Origin of the sequence: Roseomonas rosulenta (assembly GCF_016106005.1) — a bacterium.
Taxonomy (GTDB): Bacteria; Pseudomonadota; Alphaproteobacteria; order Acetobacterales; family Acetobacteraceae; genus Neoroseomonas; species Neoroseomonas rosulenta.
The window spans coordinates 1-2,819 of record NZ_JACADR010000408.1 but is presented as its reverse complement, the minus strand read 5'-3'; the positions used below and the strand labels follow the sequence as shown (position 1 = coordinate 2,819).

The 2,819-nt window shown below is 74.7% G+C and carries 4 protein-coding genes; 3 read left to right on the top strand and 1 reads right to left on the bottom strand.

What is annotated here, in order from left to right:
- On the bottom strand, positions 1 to 704 hold a 704-nt coding region (locus HW578_RS25060), incomplete at its 3' end, for an A/G-specific adenine glycosylase (RefSeq protein ID WP_198373418.1).
- Here HW578_RS25060 and HW578_RS25055 point away from each other — a divergent pair.
- From HW578_RS25055 to HW578_RS25045, 3 genes are all read left to right on the top strand, one after another.
- The gene (locus HW578_RS25055) at positions 698 to 1,165 is read left to right on the top strand and encodes a DUF721 domain-containing protein (protein WP_198373417.1); all 468 of its coding nucleotides are present in this window, start codon (positions 698 to 700) and stop codon (positions 1,163 to 1,165) included. The two genes, HW578_RS25060 and HW578_RS25055, sit on opposite strands and share 7 nt — an antisense overlap.
- 89 nt (positions 1,166 to 1,254) lie before the next feature.
- The gene (locus HW578_RS25050; RefSeq protein ID WP_198373416.1) at positions 1,255 to 1,905 is read left to right on the top strand and encodes a DsbA family protein; all 651 of its coding nucleotides are present in this window, start codon (positions 1,255 to 1,257) and stop codon (positions 1,903 to 1,905) included.
- A gap of 86 nt (positions 1,906 to 1,991) precedes the next feature.
- Positions 1,992 to 2,819 (top strand): AAA family ATPase (locus HW578_RS25045; protein WP_408906268.1); only part of this gene is annotated, 828 nt, incomplete at its 3' end.

Here is a 2,819-nt window from a genome sequence, read left to right as displayed (position 1 = left end):
CGCAGCGGGCGGGCGCGCTTCGGCGCCTTGCGCGGCAGGTCGGCGGCGATGCCTGCCCGCCGTGCCGCGCAGCCCCCCTGCCAGGGGCAGAGCGCGCAGGCCGGGCTGCGCGGGGTGCAGATGGTCGCGCCCAGGTCGAACAGCGCCTGGGCGAAGTCGCCGGGGCGGGCGCGCGCAGCGGGGTCCTGCATGAAGGCCGCGGCCAGCGCGGTCAGGCGCGGTTTCGACCCCGGCAGCGGGTCCTCCACGGCATGCAGGCGCGACACCACGCGCTCCACATTTCCATCCACCGGCACCACCGGCGCGTCGAAGGCGATCGCACCGACAGCGGCCGCGGTGTAGGGGCCAATGCCCGGCAATGCCGCCAGCCCCGGAATGTTGCACGGGAAACCCCCGGCGGCCGCGACGGCCCGCGCGCAGGCATGCAGGTTGCGCGCGCGGGCGTAGTAGCCGAGCCCCGCCCATTCCTCCGCCACCGCCGCCCAGTCCGCCTCCGCCAGCGCCTGCACGGTCGGGAAGCGTGCGAGGAACCGGGCATAGCGCGGCCCGACCGCCGCGACGGTGGTCTGCTGCAGCATCACCTCGGACAGCCAGATACGGTAAGGGTCGCGCGCCTCGCCCGGGGCGGCGCGCCAGGGCAGGATGCGCCGGTGCCGGTCATACCAGGCGAGAAGTTCGGCGGCGGGAGGCGTGGCGGATGGCACGGGATCAGGAGGATCGTCGGTTCCTGGGCGGGCCGAGGCCGCTCGGCGCCCTGGTGCCAGCGCTCACACGCCCGGCCTTCAAGCGCAAGAGCCCCGCGGGGGCGCAGATCATGGCGGACTGGCCGGCGCTGGTCGGGCCGGCGCTCGCGGCCGTCTCCCAGCCGGTACGGCTCAGTTCGGGCACGCTGACGCTCGCCTGTTCCGGGCCGGTGGCCATGGAACTGCAGCACCTGGCGCCCCAGCTGGCCGGGCGGATCAACGCCGCGCTGGGGCGCGTCGCGGTGGAACGCTTCCGGTTCGTGCAGCGCATGCCCGGCAGCGCCGCGCCCCGCCCCGCACCCCGCCCCGCCCCCGCCGCCTTGCCGGCAAGGGTCGAATCGGCGCTGGCCGGCATCGACTCCCCGGAATTGCGGGATGCGCTGGCAAGATTGGCGCGCGGCGTCTATCGGAACAGGGGGTAGGCGCACCCGAGTCCCGCACAGGCGCTGCGCCCCCATATCCGTCCCGGCCGCGCCTATCCTGCGGCCGGCACCGAAGGAGACCGCGGATCATGTTCGAACGTCGCACCATTCTCGCCGCCGGCGGCCTGCTTGCCGCCGGCCGGGCCGTTGCCCAGACCGCGGGTTCCACGCCCGGCGCGACGCCGCCCTCCGATGCGCCCGTCCCGGCGCCCGCGGTCGACCAGCGCATGACGGAACGCTCGATCGGGCGCGCCGATGCGCCGATGGTGGTGCAGGAGTTCTTCTCCCTCACCTGCTCGCATTGCGGCGCCTTCCACCGCGAGACGTTCCCGCGCGTGAAGGCGGAACTGGTCGACACCGGCCGCATCCGGCTGGTCTGGCGCGACTTCCCGCTCGACCAGGTGGCGCTGGGCGCGGCCGTGGTGGCGCGGTCCTTCCCGCCGGAGCGCTACGAGGCCTTCCTCACCGCGCTCTTCGCCACCCAGGACCGCTGGGCCTATGCGCGCGGCGTCGACCACAAGGTCGAGATCGGCAAGATCGCCGCGGTGGCCGGCATGTCGCCCGCCGCCTTCGAGGCCGCCTGGACCGACGTGGACCTGGCCCGCGCCATCCTGGCCCAGCGCCAGCAGGGCGAGCAGGAATACCGCGTCCAGGCCACCCCCACCTTCGTGTTCAACCGGCGGACGGTCGGCGGGAACATCCCCTTCGACCGCTTCGTGCGCGAGGCGGCGACGCCGTGACGGACGACGGCGCCCTGCCGCCCGCCCCGCCCAGCCCCGAGGAGGAGGACGGCGCGCCGCGCAGCGAGGCGCAACGCATGGCATCGGTGCGCGCGACCCTCGCGCGCATCCGCATCGCCGGCTTCAAGTCCTTCGCCGAGGCCACCACGGTCGAGGTCCGCCCGGGCCTCACCGGCATCGTCGGGCCGAATGGCTGCGGCAAGTCGAACGTGGTGGAAGCCCTGCGCTGGGCGATGGGCGAGACCTCCGCGAAGGCGATGCGCGGCGGGGAGATGGACGACGTCATCTTCGCCGGCACCGCGACGCGGCCGGGGCGTAACCTCGCGGAGGTGACCCTCAGCCTCGAGGACGCCGAGGGTCTCGCACCGCCGCCCAACCACGAGCAGCCCGAGCTCGAAATCGTCCGGCGCATCAACCGCGGCGAGGGCTCGAACTTCCGGGTGAACGGCAAGGAGGTCCGCGCGCGCGACGTGCAGACCATGTTCGCCGATATCGGCTCGGGCGCGCGGGCCTCGGCGATGGTCAGCCAGGGCCGGGTCTCCACGCTGATCCAGGCCAAGCCCGAGGACCGACGCCAGGTGCTCGAGGAGGCCGCCGGCATCGCCGGCCTGCGCGCCCGCCGGCACGAGGCCGAACTGAAGCTGCGCCAGGCCGAGACCAACCTGTCGCGCGCCGAGGACCTGCTCGGGCAGTTGGACACCCAGCGCCAGGGGCTGCAGCGCCAGGCACGGCAGGCCAATCGCTACCGCAATCTCTCGGGCCTGGTGCGCCAGGCCGAGGGCGAGTGGCTGGCGATCCTGGCCGCGCGGGCCGATACGGCGCAGCGCGCCGCCAGCGAGCAGCTCGCTGCCGCCAGGGCCGCCGTGCGCGCCGCCGAAGCTGAGGCCGAGGCCGCCGCCATCGCCGCCTTCGAG

Bases quoted from the DNA above. Each gene is read 5' to 3' on its own strand.
- HW578_RS25055 (WP_198373417.1), top strand. From the start codon at position 698: ATGGCACGGGATCAGGAGGATCGTCGGTTCCTGGGCGGGCCGAGGCCG.
- HW578_RS25050 (WP_198373416.1), top strand. From the start codon at position 1,255: ATGTTCGAACGTCGCACCATTCTCGCCGCCGGCGGCCTGCTTGCCGCC.